Here is a 21063-nt window from a genome sequence, read left to right as displayed (position 1 = left end):
GAATTTCAGCGACTTTTTTCGTAGCGGGAACAGGACTCGAACCTGTGACCTCCGGGTTATGAGCCCGACGAGCTACCAACTGCTCTATCCCGCGATGTTGGGAGTGCAAAGGTAAGAGCTTTTATAGAAAAAACAACTATCTTTGTGAAAAAATATTTTATTGAATATTTTTCTTTGACCAAAACAAAAGAAAAATAGCGCAGTAAAGACGGAATACGAATGGAGACTACAGAAAATATAGAAGTTTACAACAACCCCAATCACCGCGCAGGATTCGTGAGTATTGTGGGAAAACCCAACGTAGGAAAATCAACGTTGATGAATGTATTGGTGGGTGAGAAGATGTCAATTATCACCTCTAAAGCCCAAACAACACGCCACCGTATTATGGGAATTTTGAATGGCGTTCACGAGGGTGTTGATTTTCAGTTGGTTTACTCCGATACGCCAGGGATTATTAAGCCTCAATACAAACTGCACGAATCGATGATGGATTTTGTGCAGGGCTCGCTTGAAGACGCCGACGTGGTGCTTTTTGTGACAGATATTTTTGAAAAACACGACGACGAAGAGGTGCTCGAACGATTGGCCAAAACCGAGGGAGCGGTCATTTTGATTATCAACAAAACCGACCTTGCCACGGAGGAACAAATCAATGAAAAAATCGCTTTCTGGAAAGAAAAACTTTTTACGGCGGCTATTATTCCCATTTCTGCGCTCAAACAGGAAGGAATAAACACCTTATTTACGGCCATCATGGAATGTTTGCCGGTGCATCCACCGTATTTCCCCAAAGATGAGCTAACCGATAAACCTGAGCGCTTTTTTGCGGCTGAAATAATCCGGGAAAAAGTATTCCTGAATTATAAAAAAGAAATTCCTTACAGTACCGAAATCATTGTGGAGGAGTTTAAAGATAAAAAGGACATTCTGGTTATCAGGGCGGTGATTTTGGTGGAACGCCAGAGCCAAAAAGGAATCATTATTGGTGATAAAGGAACCATGCTAAAAAAAATAGGTTCGGCAGCACGCGCAGATTTGGAACAGTTCTTTGGTAAAAAGGTGTTCTTAGAACAATACGTCAAAGTGGAACCTGATTGGCGCAATAAAGTACAGAAATTGAAACAGTTTGGGTACGAAGGCTAAGTATAAGGGAAAGGTTTAAGAAAACGCCGCGTTTTTGTAAGGTAACTTCCTAATAATGGGCTGGCTTTCTCGCGTTTGAGGCATTGTTATTTTATACAGAAGCTTCAAATATATAGCTAATTTCTTCTGAAATTCCACTTAGTGTATGATAAGAAACGGAATAATGCTGGGACTTATCGTAAAATTGGCGTAATAAATAACAGTTAGTTTTATTGAATTAGACAAAAATGTAGGCAAATAAAAAATATTATTTGCCTATCAAACGATTAAGAGAGCGTATTAAGTAAAACGCTTCACTTTACACTCTCTCCTTTACACTTATTACAATGTCAAATATAGTAGCAATAGTAGGACGCCCCAATGTGGGCAAATCAACGCTTTTTAACCGTTTGATTAAAGAACGCCAGGCCATCATGGATGACCAAAGCGGCGTAACGCGTGACCGTCACTACGGCCATGCCTTTTGGACTGAGCAGTATTTTACCGTCATTGATACGGGTGGATATGTGGTAGGCTCGGAAGATGTATTTGAAGATGCAATCCGCGAGCAAGTCGAAATAGCCATGGAAGAGGCCACAGTGATTCTATTTATGGTAGACAGTATGTCTGGGCTTACCGATTTGGATAAAGATTTTGCCAATGTGGTGCGTAAATCTAAAAAACCCGTTTTTCTGATTGCCAATAAAGCTGAAACGGTTGAACGTCAACACGCTACAGCGGAGTTTTATGAATTGGGTTTGGGTGATCCTTATCCTGTTTCTTCGCAAACAGGCCACGGAACTGGCGATTTACTAGATGATGTGGTAAAACACTTCAAAACGGCTGGAATAGAAGATCCTGATGCAGGAATTCCGAAAATCTCCATCTTGGGACGCCCTAACGTTGGAAAATCATCATTTTTGAATGTTTTGACGGGCAAAGAGCGCAGCATTGTAACGGATATTGCAGGCACCACGCGGGATGCCATCAATACCCACTACAAAGCTTTTGGAAAAGATTTTATTTTGGTCGATACCGCTGGTATCCGTCGTAAAGCCAAGGTCAAAGACGCCATTGAATTTTACTCTACGTTGCGTACCGTAAAAGCGATGGAAGAATCAGACGTAGTCATCGTAATGCTCGATGCAACCCGTGGCTTGGAGGCGCAGGATATGCACATCATTGGGATGGCGCACAAGGCCAAAAAGGGTATTCTGATTATGATTAACAAATGGGATTTGGTCGAAAAAGACTCAAAAACGGTCGATAAACTCCGAAAAGAGATGCTCGAACGTTTAGCGCCGATGGATTATATGCCCATTATCTTTGCTTCCGTAGTTGAAAAACAGCGGATTTTCCAAGTCATGGAAAAAGCAATGGAGGTGTACGAAAATAAGACGAAGAAGATTACAACTTCTAGGTTGAACGAAGTAATGCAGGCTGAAATTGAGAAATATCCGCCGCCTGCGCACCGTGGTAAGCACATCAAAATCAAGTACATGATTCAGTTACCGACACCATCGCCGACCTTCGTGATGTTTTGTAACTATCCCAAACACATCAAGGAGCCGTATGTGCGGTATTTGGAAAACCGGATGCGTGATAACTTCGGTTTTGAAGGTGCACCGATTACCATTTTCTTCAGAGAGAAATAGAAAATAGCTTACAGTAGGCAACCTTTAAAAACTGCCTACTGTAAACTGCTTACTAACTGTTACTTTACTACTTTTAATTCTTTTACTAAGTCGGAGCCACCGAGTTTTTCGATGCACCAGAGTACGTAGCGAATGTCTACGTTGATGCAGCGTTTGTATTTTTTATCGAATACAATATCGCCCGACATTGCTTCCCAGTTGCCGTCAAACGCCAAACCAATCAATTCGCCTTTGGCATTCAGTACGGGGCTACCTGAGTTTCCTCCCGTAATGTCGTTGTTGGTAATAAACCCTACGGGTACTTCTCCTTGTGCATCAGCGTATTGGCCAAAATCTTTGTTTTTATACAACTCCAAAAAGTTTTTGGGCAGGTCAAACTCGTAATCGTTGGGTTTGTATTTTTCAATTACACCCGTAATGTTCGTTTTATAATTGTAATGTACGCCATCGCGCGGGTCATAATCCTGCACATTTCCGTAGCTGACGCGCAGCGTGCTGTTGGCATCTGGATATTGAACCAAAGAAGGGTCCATTTCGGTTAGTCCTTTGATATAAATACGCGAAAGTTTTTTGTCAGCTTCCTGAAAATCAGCGTTATATTTTGCATATTTAGTGATATAGTTCTTTCGAAAATCGCTGAAATATTTCAATGCCCAGTCGTTGGCAAGTACCTCAGCCGAAGGGCTTTCTATAAATTTAGCAAAACGGTCTTTGTTGGTTACAACGCTTGTTAGATACATTTCCTGCGCAAACTTCTTGAATGACTCTTCGGGGGTTCCCGACGAAAACTTCGTCAAAATCTCCTGAATAATGGCTGGATGCTGTTCTTTGGGAATATCGTTATAAAACGCCAGTAACGTTTGAGCTACAATTTTTTGGTCAGAAGGCAAATTGAATGATTTAAAAAACTCATCCGCCGAGCCTTTCATGCGTTCGGCCATTGCCTTAGCTCTCACGGGATCTTTGAGTTGTTCTTCGGCCATGACCAACGGCATCGCTAGATTGACGATATTGGCGCCGATGATGCCTTGATTAAGGTAAGTTGAGTGAGTAGCATAAGGTTCATAAGCAGCGTATGCTTTCTGCCATTCTTCAAAAATCCCTTCATACTCGGCTTTGCCTTTGGCCCATGCGTTAAATTTGGCTTCCATCGCTACCTTTTGGTCATACACTTTGAGGCGTTGAAGCTGTTGGGTTTGACCGATAAAATATTTCCAGTAGTTGGCAATGTTGGCGTACTCTGACGAAAGGGCAAGCTTGGTGGCCACATCCTTGTCCATTTCCTCTTTCCAGGCCTTTAGGCGAATGTCCCGATTTTTAACAATGCCTGGGTTTACCTTTTCAATTGCCAGTTTGATGCCCATTGATGTTTCGTACCGATTGGTGCGGCCCGGAAAACCAAAAACCATGGTAAAATCGCCTGGTTTGATTCCTTTGAGCGACACTGGTAAAAATTTCTTAGGTTTATAAGGAACATTTTCCTGCGAGTAGTCCGCGCCTTTGTTGTCTTTGTTGGCATAAATACGAAACACCGAGAAATCACCCGTATGGCGTGGCCACTCCCAGTTGTCGGTGTCGCCGCCGTATTTACCAATGCTTTGGGGAGGGGTCCCTACTAGGCGTATGTCCGAAAATTTCTCAAAAACAAACAAATAATAGGCGTTTCCTTTGGCAAATTCACGCACAGAGGCGTTGTAAGTCGTTCCGTCGGTAGCTTTTTTTGAAAGCTCATTGCCCAACTGGTTGACTTTTGCTGCTCTGTCTTTTTCGCTGAGTCCTTTGAGTTCGGGCATAATTTTATCCGTCACATCTTCCATTCTGACCAAAATATCAATAAATAATCCTTCTACGGCGCGTTCTTCGGCGTTGGATTTAGCCCAGAAACCATTGTCTAAGATATTGTCGGCAGGGGTAGAAAGCGTGGCAATGGCATCATACCCGCAGTGGTGATTGGTAAATAAAAGCCCTTTATCAGAGACAATTTCTCCTGTACAAAACCCGCCACCCATGCGTACAATGGCATCTTTAAGACTGGCATTGTTGATATCGTAGATGTCTTTGGTCGTTAGTTTGAAGCCCTGTTTTTTCATCTGGGCTTCGTTTTTGCCAATCAAAGAAGGCAGCCACATACCTTCGTCGGTAGGGTCGCTGGCATAAGACACGCTTATCCCCAAAACAAAAGATAAGAGTGTGATTTTTAGTCTGTTCATAGAAAAGTTTGGAATGATTGAAAAAGAAAAGATATACAATAAAATTAATGAAAAAGGATTCCTAACAAGATGCCTCCCAGCACAATCACATAAGGAGGGGTTTTGGTATATTGCAGTATACCGAGTGTTCCGATGATGGTAATGATTGCCGTGGTATTGGTGGCGGTAGGAATAAACATCCTGATTACAGCGGCTGCGGTAAGACCTACACTTGCGGCATTTATCCCTTCGAGTGAGGCCCGTACACCACGGTATTTTTTTAGGCTGTTCCAAAAACGATAAACAAAGAATATTAAAAATGTTCCGGGCAAAAAAATCCCAGTGGTAGCCGCTAAACTTCCCCAAAGTTGACTTCCTAGCCCGCCTTCGGAGCGCATGGATAAAGCCCCGATGTACGAAGCAATCGAAAAAACAGGCCCTGGAATTACTTGGGCCAACGCCATACCGCTCAAAAACTCTTGTCGGGTCAGGTATTGTTTAAATTCAACAAACTCCGTGTAAAGCATCGGATTTAGTACCTGCCCCCCTCCAAAAACAAGGCTACCGTTGCGATAAAAGTTTTCAAAAAGACGAACTGGCAGCGATTGGGTAATTGCTCCAAGCGCGGCCGCAAAAACCAATACGCTAAGCCATAGAATGAAATTGGCCCACTGAATGTGAATAGGGTTTTTGTCCATTTTTTCGTGTTTGCGAAACCCCAAAGAAGTAATAAATCCACCCAAAACAATCACAATGGGGGTCATGTAAGGAGACGGGAACAAATAAGCGATAATCGCAGCCGTAATCAAAATGAACCAATGCGTGTTTTTGTGAATAACCTTGGCGCCAATCGTATATCCACCATACGCCAAAAAACCAATTGCCATCGGTTCCACAAAACGCATGAAAGTGAGCGAAATCTGATTTTGTTGGAGGTAATAAATCCCGAGTGCGGCGAGTGTCATCACTAGTACTGCGGGCAATGACCAAACCAAAACCGTAGCGTAGGCCAGATTAGGCCCGCCTAATTTAAAACCTAAAGCGGTGATTGTTTGGGTAGAGGTTGGGCCGGGCAGTATTTGGCAAAGGGCCTGTAACTCAAGCAATTCTTCCTCGGTAAGGTAGCGGCGTTTTTGCACAAACCGTTCCAAAAACATTACTAAATGTACTTGTGGTCCTCCAAAGCAGGTTAACGCTAGAATCAGCACATCTTTCAAAAAGATGAGGTGTCGAATCCGCTTAACGGGCGGGTGAAGGAGTGATTCTGACACGCTGAAGAAGGGATTTTAGGGGTTAACAAAAAAATCTGTCGGGTAGTTTTCTGCCTTTTCGAAAACTACCCGACTGGAGAAAAAGCAATTTATGCTTTTTTTAGACCCAATTCAATGAGGCGCTCATTGAGAAATTCTCCCGCCGTCATGTCGACGTAGAGTTTTGGATGATTGGCATCGACACAACTCTCCAGACACGTCAAATTCATATCGCCTCGTGGATGCATAAAAAACGGAATAGAATACCGAGAGGTATTCATTTTCTCCCGAGGGGGATTGACCACGCGGTGAATCGTGGATTTGAGATTATGATTGGTCAATCGGTCGAGCATATCACCTACGTTGACCACAATTTGATCCGGTAATGCCGTGATAGCAATCCACTTGCCGTCGCGGCGAAGTACTTCAAGACCTTCGGCACTGGCACCCATGAGCAGAGTAATGAGGTTGATGTCTCCATGCGCCGCCGCCCGAACGGCCCCGTCGGGAACCGTTGTGGGGTCAAGGGGAAAATAATGAAGCGCCCGCAAAATGCTGTCGCCGTTGCGGACTTTATCCTCAAAATAATTTTCATCTAGCCCCAAATATACGGCGATGGCCCGCAGGAGGGTTTTGCCCGTGTTCTCAAAAGTTTCGTAGACTTTTAGCGTATATTCTTTAAACTCGGGGACTTCTTCGGGAAAAATATTGTGTGGCATTTCGCCTTCTGGCGCAGGCTGTCCTACGTGGTAAAACTCCTTCAAATCGGCTACTTTAAAGCCTTTGGCGGTCTCTTTTCCTTTACCGATGTAGCCGCGCTGGCCAGACAACTCCGAGAATTCGTATTTTTTCTTTACGTCGTCGGGTTGTTTGAAAAATTGCTGTACTGAATCATACAGCTTTAGGCGAAGGTCTTCAGAAAGGCCGTGGTTTTTGATGCAAACAAAACCGATGTTGTTAAAAGCGGTGCCTAAATCTTGGACAAATTGGGATTTGCGGGCGGGGTCTCCACTGGTAAAATCGGAAATATCTAATGACGGAATTTCGTCTAGAAGTGCAGTTTCTGACATGATTTGGAAAGTTGGTAGTGAACAATTCTACGCGATTATTATCCTTGTTTTATTCATCTAAATAAATTAATGATTTGATAAACAAGTACTTAATAAATCACGTACAGTAAGCGGGGATAAACACTTACTGCAAAGTTTAGAAAAACAATCGGTTTATTCAAACATCAAATACAACGTAACGGTATGCGACGTAAGCCGGCGGATGCTAGCAGTAGAGTTTGGGTCGTTGGTACGGTATAAATTTACGATTCCGTGAGAAAATCGTAGTTCAGGAGAAAATTTGGTATATGCCAAAAACTGCTCAAATCCAAATCCATAATCAATGGTCAAGTCAGCACTTTTGGCATTCAGACGGTCAGAACCAGGTAATTGACGTTTGCGAACATTGGTTTCAAACCCAAACGTTGCCCCAGCCAACATATACATGCGAGAATTCATTCGCCGTTGCGATTTGTATTTAAACAAAAGTGGAATTTCTATCCACGTAGCTTCGCGTAGTTCACGGCGTTTTTTGCCGCTGCCGTACTCATATTCTACGGCGCGGTTATAGAGTGATACGGAGGGGGTGGTGCGAATGTCCCAGTGGTCATTGAGATACCCATTCATGACAAAACCAAAACGAAATCCGACGGTGACGGGGGCCGTAATGCGGTTTGTGGTGTCTTGTGTTAAGAATGAATCGTCATGAACAAGGCGAAAGCGTGTAACGGGCAGCGCAAACAAAAAACCGTAGTGGATAGGCTTGTCGTCATAAAACTCCTGATGTTTTCGGAAATAGCCGACGGTTTGTGCATCGGCAGTATTAAGCATGCCGGAGCCTATCAATAATCCGAGTATTATTTTTTTCCAATGTAAATCGAACAAATTCCAAACGTGAGTGGTATGCATTTTGTGTTTTTGAAGCCCGCCTGTTCGTAAATTTTCAAAAAGTCGTTTCCGTCTGGAAACGCCTGCACCGATTCGGGAAGATAGGTATACGCCGCAGAATCTTTGGAAACCATTCGTCCTACAATCGGTAAAATGTAACGAAAGTAAAAGTTGTATAATTGTTTGAACGGGAAAGTTTTCGGTTTTGAAAATTCCAAAATCACGCAAGTGCCACCTGGTTTCATCACCCGACACATGTCAGTGAGGCCATGAAGCAGATTTTCAAAATTTCGAACACCAAACGAGGCAATCACTGCATCAAAAGAATTACTTTCCAAAGGCAAATTGGCCGAGTCTCCCGTACGGAGATCAATGACATTTTCCATGCCAAGTTTTTTGATTTTCTCCCGCCCCACTGAAAGCATACCTTCCGAAATATCAATACCGACAATTTTTTTTGGTTTGAGAGCTAAGGCTTCAATGGCAAAGTCGCCCGTACCAGTAGCAATATCCAAAATCGTTTGTGGATTTTCTTTTTTTAGGAGTTTGATGGCACGTTTGCGCCAATAAATATCAATGCCCGCGCTGAGGAGGTGGTTCAAAAAGTCATATTTGGGCGAAACATTGTCAAACATCTCCGCTATCTGTTCGCGTTTGCTTGAATCTTTGTCTTTGTATGGTACAACCGTCATAATAGTTTGAAGTCAAAATAAGAAAGAAAGTGAAAACAACACTCCTTTGCAGTTCTGCAACTGGAACTTTTCAAAGCGACAAAGTTACGAACCACAAATTGGAAACGCTTTGTAAGACTCAATAGTTTTATGTAAAATTGTTATCAGACACAATTAATCAGCGTCGGATAACAAAAAAATATACATCATCAATTCAAAAACCAATGTTTGAAAAAATAGAAGAGGTCCGAAATTACCTTTTTAAATACCTAGAAACGCGCCTGGATTTGATAAAAACAGAAACACAGGAGCGCCTTGAAAACATTGCCATCCGGCTTATTTATTTAGTGGTGCTATTGTTGTTGGCAGGTCTGACTGGTATTTTTCTGTTTATTATGTTGGCGGTTGGTATCAACGAATGGCTCGATAGCCGCTATATAGGTTTTTTTATTGTCTTTGGATTGTTGGCGGCAGGTACCGTTTTTTGGGCGGGAGCTGGACGACAGGTACAACAAGCGGTGCGTCAATTATTGTTTCGGGTGTTTAATCAAAAGTAATTTTAAGGACACGCGCTGGATTTCCCCGGACAATGGCAAAGTCAGGAATATCCTTCGTAATAACGCTCCCTGCCGCAATCAGGCAGTTTTTTCCAATGGTGATGTTGGGAGTAACAATGGTTCCAGCACCAATGAGCGTTCCCTCGCCTACCTGTACATTTCCGCAGAGTGTTGCATTGGGTGCAATGTGTACAAAATCGCCTAGGGTACAATCATGATCTACCGACGATGAAGTGTTGATAATGACGTGTTTGCCAATGCTTACATCGGCTTGTACCACCACATTATGAAATATGACGGAACCTGCACTCATCTTTACCGAATCGTCGATAATGGCCGAAGGGTGCGCTACTTTCCCGAACTGATGATGAATGGAACTGGCTATTTTGCGGCGGATTTGATTGTTGCCGATAGCAATGATAAGTAAGCTTTTATTATCAAAATTGGGGTCGTACTTGCCAATAACGGGAATCGACCATAAACTTTTTTTTTGTAAATCATCATCAAAAATTCCAGAAATAGGAACTCCGTTTGCCCGTAAGCAACTGATAATGACCTTGGCATGGCCACTTGCGCCGTATAAAAGCATTGTATTAGTTGTTTCCTTTAAATTTCTCCATTGTAACCGACGTCTCCGAACTGATGCCTTCGCGTTTGAAAACTTTTATCAGCGTAAGCCAAAGTATCTTAATGTCAAGGCTCAAAGATATATGTTCTGCATACCAAATATCATATTCGAACTTTTGAGACCACGAAATAGTATTGCGCCCGTTGATTTGCGCCCAGCCCGTGATACCTGGTTTTACTTCATGCCTTCGTTGCTGACGTTGGCTGTAAAGAGGCAAGTATTCGGGCAGTAGTGGCCTTGGCCCAACCAGCGACATATCACCTTTCAAAACATTGATTAACTGTGGCAATTCATCCAAAGATGTTTTGCGTACAAACCGTCCCGCGGGCGTTAAGCGGGCGCTGTCTGGCAATAATTCTCCATTGACCGCCCGGCGGTCGTTCATGGTTTTGAATTTTATAATTTTAAAAATTTTACCGTTTTGCCCAGGACGTAATTGAAAGAAAAAAGGTTTTCCCTGATTGTAAAAATACAATAATGCGGTGACTACCAACGTAATGGGAAGGGTCAGTAGAAGGATACAAAGGGCGGCAATTTTATCAATGACCGGTTTAAGAAATCGTTGATAGCTCATTTTACAAAATTACAGATTCGTACTCAGCGACCAAGCGTTGGTATAACTGTAATTTTGCTTCCCATACATCAACTGGACAAAAATGTTGAATAACCCAGGTGCGGGCGGCGATTCCGTGTGCTTCCATAGTAGGTTTATTTTCAAGATAATAGATGATTTTAAGCATCAGGTCGTCTGCTGAATGGGCTTGGCAAAAAAGACCAGTATGATTCTTTAAAATCGCATCTTTCAATCCCGTCACATACGAAACAATAGACGGTTTTTTCATGGCAGCTGCTTCTAGGACTACATTTCCAAGGCCTTCGCGGTGGCTTGGAAGCACCATAAAATCCATCAATGCATAGTGTGATGCCATATTTTTAACTTCCCCCGCACAAACAATGGTTTCATCAGCGGCCAATTTGTCCAACCATTTATTGGAAAGCGGGACCCGTTCATCCACGCTGCCTATGACCAATAACATCGCCGTTGGAAACCGTTGTTTGACTTTTTGCCAAGCTTCATAAAGTTCTATAACACCTTTTTCTTTGGTCAAACGCCCCACAAAACCCACAACAGACTGATTAGGGGCAATCCCGTATTTTGTTTTGAGGGCTTCAACTTCCTGAATGTTCGTGAATGAAGGGTTAAATTTAAGCATCGCATCAATACCATTGCAGCTACCATTGTGCATAACCGATATTTTTGAAGGAACTATCAACCCTTTTGTAATTACCACTTTTCTTAACGAAGGACTAACGGCGATGACGTGAGTGGCGAGTCGGCAGCATATTTTTTCGGCTAAAAAGTAAACTATTTTCATTCTCCAGTTGGCAGTTTCGAGGGGTAAGCCGTGCATTTCGTATATTCGGATTGGAATATTTGTAATTCTGGCCGTAATCATTGTCAATAAAGCCGCTTTTGGAGTGTTTCCATGCGCAAAAAGGGGCTTTATTTTTTGGAAAAAATGGATTAGCTGAAAGCAACTTTTGAGGTCTTTGATGATAGAAAACGGGGCTCGGCAGAATGAAATTGAGGAAGTTGATACATTATTAAGTGTCCCGAAACGCGATAGCTCATCACTTCCGCTGGTTAGAACATGTACTTTATAGCTATTTTGCTGCCAAAAATATGTCTGCCCCTCCAAAAAGAGAAGCGACATGGGCATGGTGAAGGTCTGTACAATATGAATCATCCCTACCGGTAGTAATTTAGGTCTACTGGTTAGACGCTATTATCTTCGGTATGTCAACTTTTTCTGGCTATCTTTTTGTGAAAAAATCACGGAAAAATTTAATAAAAACAAAAATTAAGCTAATTTTATACCAAATGGGCATCCTCTTTTGTATATAAAAATGATGCATTGTCACCGCGGAGCCCCAACGAGAAAAAAGGGATTTTCGGAAGGAGTAAATGAAAGTATAGTCTAATAAGATTTCGGGCAAATTGGCGTAAGTGCTGCCTTCATGCGCACGGAGCAGAAGATCCTGATCCTCGTTTTTTAGAATGTCTCGGTATTTCCATTGTTGAAACCATGTCGTTTTGCCACACCAAGTGGGGTGGGCAACTGAAATACTTTTGAGCCAAGGTTTTGCGGTAATTTCGGCATGGTAGTTCGGGAAAATACGGGTGCCTATGTCTTGACCTTCACGGTTGAGGAGACGAATATGGGTCCCTACCAGATCAACGCTAGGGTACGTTTCCAAAAATTCCACTTGTTTGGAAAGACGCTCAGGATAAGAAAAATCATCTGAGTCCATTCGGGCAATGTATTTTCCAGTGGCTAGGGTAACTGCCTGATTTAGTCTCGCGGCAATACCCTTATGTTGGCCGTCAGTCAATACTTGAATCCGAATATCCTGAAAGTGGTTTGCTACCTCAACGGTTTCATCAGTAGAGCCGTCGTCCAGTATAAGAAGTTGCCAGTTGTGATAGGTTTGATTAAGAATTGAACTGACGGCTCGTTCCAATGTTTTTGCTCCGTTGTATACGGGCATTATGATGGTGACTTTTGGGATATTGGCGGCAGATTCTTTTGTCATGGTCCCTGAATGCCTTGAAAATTTGATTTTTATGTTTGAATGACACCTACACTGAACGATTTTGAAAGTGGTGCGTGATTAGCGGCTTCAATCCCCGTGGCAATAATATGGCGGGTTTCCAAAGGATGAATGATGCCGTCGGTCCAGAGGTGAGAAGCGGCGTAATAAGGGGAAAGTTGCGTAGTATAACGATCCGTGATTTCGGTCAATAGCTCGTTTTCGGCTTCAGGGGTGATGGTTTGGCCTTTGGCTTTGAGCGTTGCCACCTGAATTTGTAATAACGTTTTGGCAGCTGATGCCCCGCTCATGACGGCCAATTGCGATGTGGGCCACGCAAAAATCAACCGAGGGTCGTAGGCTTTTCCGCACATGGCGTAGTTGCCGGCACCGTAAGAGTTACCGATAATAAACGTAAATTTGGGGACAATCGAGTTGGCAACGGCGTTTACCATTTTGGCGCCATCTTTGATAATTCCGCCTTGTTCGGACCGACTGCCCACCATAAAACCAGTGACATCATGCAGAAAAACGAGCGGAATTTTTTTCTGATTACAGGTCATGATAAACCGAGCGGCTTTGTCGGCCGAATCTGAATAAATGACGCCACCCATTTGCATTTCATTAGCGGTACCGCTTCCTTTTTTGGCTTTCACAATTTTGCGCTGGTTGGCCACGATGCCCACCGCCCAACCTTCTACGCGTGCATATCCGCAGAGAATCGTTTGCCCGTACAGCTTTTTATATTCCTCAAATTCTGAATTATCCACAATCCGCTCAATGATTTCCCGCATATCATACGGCTTATTGCGGTCGGCGGGCAAAATGTCAAAAATTTCATCGGGATTTTTGACTGGCGGAGTAGGCGCAATACGGTCAAAACCAGCGGTTTCGTTGTGGCCTACTTTATCAAAAATGCGTTTGATAGCATCCAAACAAGAAGGGTCGTCAGGATATTTATTGTCGGTCACGCCCGAAATTTCGCAATGCGTAGACGCTCCGCCTAAAGTTTCGGCATCTACTTCTTCGCCAATGGAGGCTTTGACCAAGTAAGGACCTGCCAAAAAGATGGAACCTGTTCCTTCTACAATCAGGGCTTCGTCGGACATAATCGGCAGATAAGCTCCCCCCGCCACGCAGCTTCCCATGATGGCCGCTACCTGCAAAATGCCCATGGACGACATGATGGCATTATTGCGAAAAATACGCCCAAAGTGCTCTTTATCAGCAAAAACATCAGCTTGAAGGGGAAGATAAATGCCCGCGCTGTCGACCAAATAAATGATGGGTAAACGGTTTTCAATGGCAATTTCCTGCGCCCGCAGGTTTTTCTTGGCCGTTATCGGAAACCATGCCCCCGCTTTGACGGTAGCGTCATTGGCGACAATCACGCATTGCCGACCCGATACATTGCCAATTCCAATCACCACCCCGCCCGACGGGCAGCCGCCTTCTTCGGCATACATGCCGTCGCCGACAAAAGCGCCGATTTCTACAAAATCATTTTCATTGTCCAACAAGTACGCAATTCGTTCGCGGGCGGTTAGTTTTCCTTTTGCTTTGTGTTTTTCAATGTTTTTTTGTCCACCGCCAAGTTTGACTTGTTCATATCGTTTTTGAAGTTGGTCCAGCAGTTGTTGATGAAATTCTCGATTTGTCATAAGTGATGAAGGTTTTGCGCTTGATAGACGCTGATTGTTGGGAATACAGTATGTAACGCTAAAGACACAGTTGAAATATGCGTTGTTTTAAAAGAAAGATAGAACATTTCGTCTTTCTTTTAAAACCGCGATTTTATGCGCTAAACGTTTAGTTTTTTTGAGAGAGCTTTTCGAGCATTTCTTTCAGGGTTTTATGCAGAATAGGTGCGGTTTCGGGCCCCGAAGAATTTACTTCTCCGTAATGTGCCTTGGGTGAGTCGTACAAAAAAGGAGCCTCTTTGTCCCATTCGGATTTAGGAATGATATAACCGAGTTCGTCATTGGCCAGTCCCAATGCAAACTTATACTTCCCAGGCATGAGTTGCCGCAATGGCGGGGTCTCTACGGCGTTTGTCAACTTGAAATCACCTTCTTTGGGTGTTTCAATACCTCCGTTGGCGATTTCGGGGTATAATTCTCCCGGAATGGTAATAAAACTGACTTCGCCGATGGTCCAGGCGGCTAGTTCTGTCCGCAAATGTCCCCAACTACTGTAACCACCCTCAATAACGTTCAACGCAATTCCTAAACGGAATAGCCAATTTCCCAAGGGCAATTCAATCGTTTTGGCCAAAAGACTGATTCCGCCCGAGACTGGCTCGGCCTTTTCTAGGGCATTTAGCGCCAATAAAGCCAAAGTTGTTCCCTGCGCATTAATTTTGTCGAAGGAGGGTTCTTCATAATAAACGTCTTTAAATGGGTCTTTGATTTTGACAACTGGGCGAGTGGTCATTAAGCCACCGACACAACCTGAAGCATAAACGACAATGCCCCCTAAACCTTTTTTAGCTAAAGTTGTATCATCATAAATGCCTTTTTCTATCCCCTCACGCACATAATGGGGGAAGTCCGAGGTAATTAATGTGTTTTTGCTCCACATGGTTTCGGGATGATTTCCCCAAACCACAAAACTGCCCAATGTGGAATCTGTTTGGGCATCAGTTGCCTGTATAATATAAACGCCAGCATCTTTCACAATAGGCTTTCGGGTATCCATATTGAGGGAGTCGGCGGTCCCTGATATATCCTGGGCTACGCGGAGATGCGCGGTTTTTAAGTTTTTTACTGCAACACCGATGGATTCAACGATGCGGTCTTCCACCCATTTTTCATAAACGGGGTTGACGCCTCTCGTAAATGTTCCCTCACCCCAGAGTCCGAGCATATCAGGGCCTTCGTGGTTGTGCGTGCTGCATATAACAGTGTAAGTGATGCCAAATTGGTCCGCGAGTTTTTTACGAACGTTCAATACATTGGTGTGCGGAAAGCCAATCAAGTCAACCGCAACGACCGCCATGCGCGTATGACCATCATCCAAAACCATCGTTCTCGCCCACAAATCATCATGAATACCGTTGGCCGCGCGTTTTTTACTAAAGCCAGCTATCCAATAAGTATCAAATTTTCCGTTGCCGTTTTTGTCTTCAAAGGTATCTCCGTCGTTTTCGTTAAAAGCGGCATCTTTGTTGCTGTCAACCCATTTCTCCGTTATTTTAGGCGTAATTTTTAAAGCAGAAAATCCTGCTTTGTAGGTGACAGAGTCTTTGGGTGATTTGATGTCTAAATTGAGTGAATAGCCAGGGTGATGGTCTCTGCCATTATAGAGGGCAAACGCCGTCAGAACTAAAATAATGGCTAAAAACACCCACCCGAAGGCTGACCATTTGATTTTTTTCATGACCGATTATGAGAGGTAAGGTTGAAAGGCAAATTAAGCGCAAAAAGTTTACTAATCAGGCAGTTTAGATAACATATTGAGTAAAAGATGGGCGGAATTGTAAGAGGCAGTTTTTTTGAAGCTGTCAATACTTTCCCGCGCTTTGCTGTCGGCTTTATCGCTCATACTTCTAATGACCAAACAAGGGACTTGTTGTTGCCAACATAACTGTGCCACGGCGGCGCCTTCCATTTCGGTGGCATCGGCATTAAATTGTTTACGAAGGTCATTGACTTTTGTTTCTGAGGTAACAAACAAATCGCCTGTGACTATGGTCCCTGTTATGATATAAGGAAGTTTGGTTTGATTGGCTAATTTTTGAAAATCTGTGGTTTTTGCGGCCAATTGCGCAGCAACCAGCAACAAAGAATCGGCTTGAAAAAACAAAGGGTTCAGCTCACGATTGATGGGGTTGCGGGTTTTTCCAGTTTGGAGGCCCTCGTTGGTAAATTGCCCGAAATCGTATTGCAAGGTTTGTTTCCCGATAACAATGTCGCCAGGGTTTAAATCGGGATGAAGCCCTCCTGCAATGCCAGTGAATATAACGCGCTCTGGGTGAAATTTTTGTAGTAAAAAGGCGGCAGTCATGGTTGCATTGACCTTCCCGATTCCCGTTTTTACAATTACAACGCGGTGCTTTCCGATTTTACCGTAGTAAAATGGTATTCCATGAACCATTTTCATCTTGGGTTTTTGTAACGAACTACGTAATAATTCGATTTCTTCATCCATGGCGCCCAACAACGCCGTGATGGGTTTATGGGGATAAATCTGCGCAAAACCAGCCAGAAAAGGGGTGATAATCAGAAGAATTATTAACTTCTGGCGAAAAAAAGAATTAAATACCATAGCGATGAGGGTTAATAAATGCTTATTTGGTACAAATTTGCACAAAAACGTATTGGGTATTCACTATTTTTGTGGATTCCCAGTTAACCCACTTTAACTTACGATGAAAGATACTGCCGAAAGAAAACGTATTCATGCGCGGGCCGATAACAAAGGTTGGAAGAAATGGGGTCCTTATTTGGCCGAACGCCAGTGGGGAACCGTTCGCGAAGATTATAGCTACTGGGGAGACTCTTGGGGCTTTATTTCTCATGAGCTCTCTCGCTCTTATTCTTATCGTTGGGGTGAAGATGGCCTTGGGGGTATTTCCGATAATAAAGGCCATATCTGTTTGGCTTTTGGCTTTTGGAATCACCAAGACCCAATTATCAAAGAGCGTTTTTATGGCGTAACTGGTCCCGAAGGAAACCATGGAGAAGATGTAAAGGAATTGTACTACTACTTAGATAGTACCCCTACGCATTCTTACATGAAAATGCTCTACAAATATCCACAGGTGGCGTTTCCTTACGCCAAACTCGCCGAGGAGAACCGTAAACGCAATCGCCTCCAGCCCGAATACGAGATTGTGGATACGGGTATTTTTAATGACAATCGCTACTTTGATATATTTATTGAGTACGCCAAGGCCGATGAAAATGACATTCTCATCAAAATAACGGCCCATAACCGTTATACTGAAGATGCGCCACTGACCATTCTGCCGACCCTTTGGTTTAGAAATACATGGTCGTGGGGGTATGATCAATTTAATTATAAACCAATATTAAATGGAATCGCCAATCGGCAGATAGAAGTAAATCACCGCTTACTTGGAAAATATAAACTGTTTTTAGAAGGGGCGGATGAGCTGCTATTTTGCGAGAATGAAACCAACAGTGAGCGTATTTTTGGAAAGCCTAACGCCAATCCATACGCTAAAGACGGAATCAATAATTATGTAGTTACGGGTAAAAAACAGTATGTAAATCCTAATCAGATAGGTTCTAAAGCCGCTGGGCATTTTAAGAAAGTAGTACCTGCGGGCGAAAGCGTTTCGATTCGGTTACGTTTTTCTAATCAAACTAATCAGACCAATGCTTTTAGTGACTTTGACGAAATATTCAAGCTGCGTCAAGACGAAGCCGATGAGTTTTATGACGACCTCCAGCAAAATGTAACCGACCCTGAACTGCGTACCATTCAGCGTCAAGCCTTTGCTGGGATGCTTTGGAACAAACAGTTTTTTTATTATAACATAAATGAATGGCTCAAAGGCGACCCTAAAATGCCATTTGAGTTTAAAGGCCGCGCTTACCCTCGCAATCTTACATGGAAACACATGTATACCGCGAATATCCTTTCGATGCCCGATAAGTGGGAATATCCGTGGTTTGCTGCGTGGGATTTAGCTTTTCATACCGTTACACTCTCTCGTTTGGACCCGTATTTTGCCAAACGCCAATTGGCAGTAATTCTTCGAGAGTATTATATGCACCCCAACGGACAGCTTCCCGCGTATGAATGGAATTTCTCGGATGTTAATCCACCCGTACATGCGTGGGCTACGTGGAAAGTATATGAAATTGACCGGGAATTAAATGGAATTGGAGATGTAGCCTTTCTAGAACGGATTTTCCATAAACTGCTCCTTAATTTTACTTGGTGGGTAAACCGTAAGGATGCGGAAGGAAACAACATTTTTGCGGGAGGCTTTTTAGGCCTCGATAATATTGGGGTATTTGATAGAAGTGCTGAATTGCCTACGGGAGGACACCTCGAACAGGCCGACGGTACTGGATGGATGGCAATGTATACCCTCAATATGCTCCGGATTGCGTGTGAGATTTCGCTGGTGCGCCCAGTGTATCAGGACATGGCTTCCAAATTCTTTGAGCACTTTTTGCACATTACAGCAGCAATGAAATCCCTTGGAGATCAAAAAATCAGCCTTTGGGACGAAGAAGACCAGTTTTATTACGATGTACTTCATACCCCCGACGGTAAAAGTAAACTGCTGAAAGTGCGCTCGATGGTGGGCTTGATTCCGCTTTTTGCCGTTGAAATTTTGGATGAAGAACTTCTTACAAAACTACCCGACTTTAAACGCCGCGTAGAATGGGTATTAAATAACCGCCCTGATTTGGCATCGTTGATTTCGCGTTGGCACGAGCCCGGCAAAGGAGAGTCACATTTATTGGCTTTACTGAGGGGGCACCGGATGAAAATGTTGCTAAAGCGCATGTTTGATGAAACCGAGTTCCTTTCGGCTTATGGAATTCGGGCATTGTCCAAATACCACGATGAACATCCCTACGAATTTTTTGTAAACGGAGAAGTTCTTAGGGTAAAATATACCCCCGCAGAATCTGATAGCAGTATTTTTGGCGGAAACTCCAACTGGCGTGGCCCTATTTGGTTCCCTCTCAATTTTCTCATCATTGACTCCCTGTTGAAGTTCTATAATTACTATGGTGATGATTATGAAATAGAATATCCCACCAATTCTGGGAATGTAATGACGGTGAAAGAAGCGGCGGTTTCGCTCGCAGAACGTCTTATTAGTATTTTTCGTAGAGATAAGCAGGATAATGTGCCTGTTTATACTGGAAATGAGTTATTTCAGGAAGACCCTCACTTTAAAGATTTGTATCTGTTTTACGAATACTTCAATGGAGATACGGGCGCAGGCTTAGGTGCGGCTCATCAAACGGGTTGGACGGGCTTGGTGGCGGATTTAATAGAACACACCTCTGTCCATAAAATCAAATACGGAAGCCTCCCCACATCTGTCGAAACAACACCCGAGTAAGTGAATTTTGTACCTTATATATATACAGTATGTCATTAGTAGAACAATTCAATGATTATCGGAGTCGGATGAACGACCGTATTATGGACTCCGATAATCTCGTTATTAAGAGAATATTCAATCTTGATACCAATTGCTACGCTCCAGGGCATCTCGATGAAGCCACAAAAGAGATGTTAGGGCTGGCATGTTCAATGGTTCTTCGCTGTGATGATTGTGTGAAATACCATCTGGGCAAATGCAAAGAGCTTGGTGTTACAGAAGCGCAGATTCAGGAAGTATTTTCCATTGCAACACTTATTGGTGGTACAATTGTGATTCCTCACCTCCGCCGAGCCGTGGAGTATTGGGATGCTTTATCCGAGAATCCCTAAATAAACGTTATTTTTTGGCGCTCCTGGAGCAAATTAAACGCATAAGACATGACAAATGTGGATGAGCAGTTAGTCGAAGAGTGGGAAGAACTTCTCAATGTACTTGAAAAAGTGCTTGGAAAGAGACCTGCGGATTTAAACGGTGTACTGTTTTTGATTGGTGTACAAGAGTTAGGGAAAGGCCCCATCACGTTTACAAAAGAACAAAAGCAAGATTTAATGCATATAGCTATCTGCAAAGTATTGAGTCTTTCGGGTTTTTATGAGTTGGAAGGGCTAGATAAAGATGGATGGCCCCACTGGAGAGTAGTCGAAAAGCTACCTCATTTTAGTCTTATCTCTCAAGAAACGCTGTTAAAAATGCATGTGATTCGTTATTTCAAAGAAGAACTTGAGTTTTTTTAAAATTATATATCCCTCTTTTTCAGTCTTTTGCAATAAAATGGAATATTTTTTAAAGAAAAATAGGTCTTGATTTTTGTGTTTCAGGTATTTATTCATACTTTTGCACTCCCAAACGGAGAGGGCGGGGTTTAGAGTCCGAATAAAATTTTGAAAGTGAAATTTTTTTAAAATAAAATTTGGATAATTGAATTATAGTTCGGACTTTTGCAACCCCAAACAGAGAGGGCGGGAGAAGAGAAGTTAAGGAGGAAGTTCTGAGTAAGTTTTAGGGTTTAAAAAAACTTAAAATAATATTTGGAGATACGAATTTAATTTCAGACCTTTGCAACCCCAAACGAATAGGGCGGGAGAAAAAGAGAAGAGTAAAATAGAAGTAAGCTGGAAGCGATTCAGCACAATGCTTGAGAGTTAACAAGCAAAAGTTCTTTGACAGGTTGGTGAGAAAAAACGACAAATTGCGTACACAGTACAATTAACTGACTTGTGAAAGTCAATAGAATAGAATTTACGATGGAGAGTTTGATCCTGGCTCAGGATGAACGCTAGCGGCAGGCCTAATACATGCAAGGCGAAGGGGCAGCAATGTCACTGTCGTACGGGTGCGTAACGCGTATGCAACCTAC

General features: G+C 43.1%; 18 protein-coding genes, 1 tRNA gene and 1 rRNA gene. 7 read left to right on the top strand and 13 right to left on the bottom strand.

Features of this window, described 5'->3' with window-relative positions; all coding sequences use genetic code 11:
* Positions 1-21: 21 nt before the first annotated feature.
* Positions 22-94, bottom strand: a tRNA-Met gene (locus DVG78_RS21875).
* A 125-nt stretch (positions 95-219) separates the two neighbouring features.
* On the opposite strand from DVG78_RS21875, the gene era reads away from it, so the two are divergent.
* Both era and der read left to right on the top strand, forming a co-directional pair.
* On the top strand, positions 220-1146 hold the full coding sequence (gene era, locus DVG78_RS21870) for a GTPase Era (RefSeq protein ID WP_114463171.1): 927 nt from the start codon (positions 220-222) through the stop codon (positions 1144-1146).
* Between the two features lie 326 nt (positions 1147-1472).
* Positions 1473-2780: a ribosome biogenesis GTPase Der gene (gene der / locus DVG78_RS21865; RefSeq protein WP_114463170.1), complete on the top strand. Its 1308-nt coding sequence runs from the start codon at positions 1473-1475 to the stop codon at positions 2778-2780.
* A 59-nt stretch (positions 2781-2839) separates the two neighbouring features.
* On the opposite strand, the gene DVG78_RS21860 is transcribed toward der, so the two are convergent.
* The 5 genes from DVG78_RS21860 to ubiE form a co-directional block, all read right to left on the bottom strand.
* On the bottom strand, positions 2840-4990 hold the full coding sequence (locus DVG78_RS21860; RefSeq protein ID WP_114463169.1) for a S46 family peptidase: 2151 nt from the start codon (positions 4988-4990) through the stop codon (positions 2840-2842).
* 44 nt (positions 4991-5034) lie between these two features.
* Positions 5035-6240 carry a chromate efflux transporter gene (gene chrA, locus DVG78_RS21855; RefSeq protein ID WP_114463168.1) on the bottom strand — a complete coding sequence of 402 codons (1206 nt, stop codon included), beginning with the start codon at positions 6238-6240 and terminating at the stop codon, positions 5035-5037.
* Between the two features lie 89 nt (positions 6241-6329).
* Positions 6330-7289: an isopenicillin N synthase family dioxygenase gene (locus DVG78_RS21850; protein ID WP_114463167.1), complete on the bottom strand. Its 960-nt coding sequence runs from the start codon at positions 7287-7289 to the stop codon at positions 6330-6332.
* Between the two features lie 153 nt (positions 7290-7442).
* Entirely contained in the window at positions 7443-8099 is a 657-nt protein-coding gene (gene porT / locus DVG78_RS21845) for a type IX secretion/gliding motility protein PorT/SprT (protein WP_229598291.1), read from the bottom strand.
* A 26-nt stretch (positions 8100-8125) separates the two neighbouring features.
* Positions 8126-8848, bottom strand: a complete 723-nt coding sequence (gene ubiE / locus DVG78_RS21840) for a bifunctional demethylmenaquinone methyltransferase/2-methoxy-6-polyprenyl-1,4-benzoquinol methylase UbiE (protein ID WP_114463165.1) — start codon at positions 8846-8848, stop codon at positions 8126-8128.
* Between the two features lie 203 nt (positions 8849-9051).
* Here ubiE and DVG78_RS21835 point away from each other — a divergent pair, with 203 nt between their 5' ends.
* Complete coding sequence (locus DVG78_RS21835) at positions 9052-9384, top strand: phage holin family protein (protein ID WP_114463164.1); 333 nt, start codon at positions 9052-9054, stop codon at positions 9382-9384.
* Here the strand turns inward: DVG78_RS21835 and DVG78_RS21830 are convergent.
* The 7 genes from DVG78_RS21830 to DVG78_RS21800 all read right to left on the bottom strand — a co-directional run bounded on the left by DVG78_RS21830 (position 9371) and on the right by DVG78_RS21800 (position 16870).
* Positions 9371-9973 carry an acetyltransferase gene (locus DVG78_RS21830; protein ID WP_114463163.1) on the bottom strand — a complete coding sequence of 201 codons (603 nt, stop codon included), beginning with the start codon at positions 9971-9973 and terminating at the stop codon, positions 9371-9373. The two genes, DVG78_RS21835 and DVG78_RS21830, sit on opposite strands and share 14 nt — an antisense overlap.
* A gap of 4 nt (positions 9974-9977) precedes the next feature.
* Entirely contained in the window at positions 9978-10586 is a 609-nt protein-coding gene (locus DVG78_RS21825; RefSeq protein ID WP_114463162.1) for a sugar transferase, read from the bottom strand.
* 1 nt (position 10587) lies between these two features.
* On the bottom strand, positions 10588-11760 hold the full coding sequence (locus DVG78_RS21820; protein WP_114463161.1) for a glycosyltransferase: 1173 nt from the start codon (positions 11758-11760) through the stop codon (positions 10588-10590).
* A 67-nt stretch (positions 11761-11827) separates the two neighbouring features.
* Entirely contained in the window at positions 11828-12634 is an 807-nt protein-coding gene (locus DVG78_RS21815; RefSeq protein ID WP_510186800.1) for a glycosyltransferase family 2 protein, read from the bottom strand.
* A gap of 2 nt (positions 12635-12636) precedes the next feature.
* On the bottom strand, positions 12637-14265 hold the full coding sequence (locus DVG78_RS21810; RefSeq protein WP_114463159.1) for an acyl-CoA carboxylase subunit beta: 1629 nt from the start codon (positions 14263-14265) through the stop codon (positions 12637-12639).
* Positions 14266-14413: 148 nt separating this feature from the next.
* Positions 14414-15982, bottom strand: coding sequence for a neutral/alkaline non-lysosomal ceramidase N-terminal domain-containing protein (locus tag DVG78_RS21805; protein ID WP_114463158.1), 1569 nt, complete (start codon positions 15980-15982; stop codon positions 14414-14416).
* A 51-nt stretch (positions 15983-16033) separates the two neighbouring features.
* The gene (locus DVG78_RS21800; RefSeq protein WP_114463157.1) at positions 16034-16870 is read right to left on the bottom strand and encodes a 5'-methylthioadenosine/adenosylhomocysteine nucleosidase; all 837 of its coding nucleotides are present in this window, start codon (positions 16868-16870) and stop codon (positions 16034-16036) included.
* A 103-nt stretch (positions 16871-16973) separates the two neighbouring features.
* On the opposite strand from DVG78_RS21800, the gene DVG78_RS21795 reads away from it, so the two are divergent.
* The 4 genes from DVG78_RS21795 to DVG78_RS21780 form a co-directional block, all read left to right on the top strand.
* A complete protein-coding gene (locus tag DVG78_RS21795; RefSeq protein ID WP_114463156.1) occupies positions 16974-19661 on the top strand; it encodes an MGH1-like glycoside hydrolase domain-containing protein in 2688 nt (895 codons plus the stop codon).
* Positions 19662-19690: 29 nt separating this feature from the next.
* Positions 19691-20035: a carboxymuconolactone decarboxylase family protein gene (locus DVG78_RS21790; protein WP_114068168.1), complete on the top strand. Its 345-nt coding sequence runs from the start codon at positions 19691-19693 to the stop codon at positions 20033-20035.
* A gap of 48 nt (positions 20036-20083) precedes the next feature.
* Entirely contained in the window at positions 20084-20440 is a 357-nt protein-coding gene (locus tag DVG78_RS21785; RefSeq protein ID WP_114463155.1) for a hypothetical protein, read from the top strand.
* A 507-nt stretch (positions 20441-20947) separates the two neighbouring features.
* Positions 20948-21063: ribosomal RNA gene (locus DVG78_RS21780) — 16S ribosomal RNA — on the top strand; the annotation flags it as partial.

The organism is Runella aurantiaca (assembly GCF_003339505.1).
GTDB classification, from domain to species: Bacteria; Bacteroidota; Bacteroidia; order Cytophagales; family Spirosomataceae; genus Runella; species Runella aurantiaca.
This window is presented reverse-complemented; position numbering and strand designations above follow the sequence as displayed.

Bases quoted from the DNA above. Each gene is read 5' to 3' on its own strand.
- era (WP_114463171.1), top strand. From the start codon at position 220: ATGGAGACTACAGAAAATATAGAAGTTTACAACAACCCCAATCACCGC.
- der (WP_114463170.1), top strand. From the start codon at position 1,473: ATGTCAAATATAGTAGCAATAGTAGGACGCCCCAATGTGGGCAAATCA.
- DVG78_RS21860 (WP_114463169.1), bottom strand. From the start codon at position 4,990: ATGAACAGACTAAAAATCACACTCTTATCTTTTGTTTTGGGGATAAGC.
- DVG78_RS21850 (WP_114463167.1), bottom strand. From the start codon at position 7,289: ATGTCAGAAACTGCACTTCTAGACGAAATTCCGTCATTAGATATTTCC.
- porT (WP_229598291.1), bottom strand. From the start codon at position 8,099: ATGCTTAATACTGCCGATGCACAAACCGTCGGCTATTTCCGAAAACAT.
- ubiE (WP_114463165.1), bottom strand. From the start codon at position 8,848: ATGACGGTTGTACCATACAAAGACAAAGATTCAAGCAAACGCGAACAG.
- DVG78_RS21835 (WP_114463164.1), top strand. From the start codon at position 9,052: ATGTTTGAAAAAATAGAAGAGGTCCGAAATTACCTTTTTAAATACCTA.
- DVG78_RS21830 (WP_114463163.1), bottom strand. From the start codon at position 9,973: ATGCTTTTATACGGCGCAAGTGGCCATGCCAAGGTCATTATCAGTTGC.
- DVG78_RS21825 (WP_114463162.1), bottom strand. From the start codon at position 10,586: ATGAGCTATCAACGATTTCTTAAACCGGTCATTGATAAAATTGCCGCC.
- DVG78_RS21820 (WP_114463161.1), bottom strand. From the start codon at position 11,760: ATGATTCATATTGTACAGACCTTCACCATGCCCATGTCGCTTCTCTTT.
- DVG78_RS21810 (WP_114463159.1), bottom strand. From the start codon at position 14,265: ATGACAAATCGAGAATTTCATCAACAACTGCTGGACCAACTTCAAAAA.
- DVG78_RS21805 (WP_114463158.1), bottom strand. From the start codon at position 15,982: ATGAAAAAAATCAAATGGTCAGCCTTCGGGTGGGTGTTTTTAGCCATT.
- DVG78_RS21800 (WP_114463157.1), bottom strand. From the start codon at position 16,870: ATGGTATTTAATTCTTTTTTTCGCCAGAAGTTAATAATTCTTCTGATT.
- DVG78_RS21795 (WP_114463156.1), top strand. From the start codon at position 16,974: ATGAAAGATACTGCCGAAAGAAAACGTATTCATGCGCGGGCCGATAAC.
- DVG78_RS21790 (WP_114068168.1), top strand. From the start codon at position 19,691: ATGTCATTAGTAGAACAATTCAATGATTATCGGAGTCGGATGAACGAC.
- DVG78_RS21785 (WP_114463155.1), top strand. From the start codon at position 20,084: ATGACAAATGTGGATGAGCAGTTAGTCGAAGAGTGGGAAGAACTTCTC.